A 263-nucleotide genomic window follows, 5' to 3' on the forward strand; every position below is an offset into this window, starting at 1 on the left:
GCCCAATCCCCCGATGCCTCGGCGCGCGTCGCGCTGGTGACCGGCGCCTCGCGTGGCCTCGGTGCCGCGCTGGCCGAGGCGCTGGCCGCCGATGGCTGGCACATCGTTGCGGTCGCCCGCACCACCGGCGCGCTTGAAGAGCTCGACGACCGCATCCAGTCGGCGGGCGGCGCGGCCACGCTGGTGCCGGTCGATATCAACAATGACGACGCGATGCGCCAGATCTGTCTGTCGATCTATCAGCGCTGGGGCAAAGTGGATCT

General features: G+C 70.3%; 1 protein-coding gene. It reads left to right on the forward strand.

All coding sequences use genetic code 11. From position 1 onward, the window contains the following. Nucleotides 1-263, forward strand: a 263-nt coding sequence (locus JI667_RS21745; protein ID WP_206858561.1) for an SDR family NAD(P)-dependent oxidoreductase, incomplete at both ends; no start/stop codon positions are given.

The organism is Bacillus sp. NTK074B (assembly GCF_017303375.1).
GTDB lineage: Bacteria > Bacillota > Bacilli > Bacillales > Bacillaceae_B > Rossellomorea.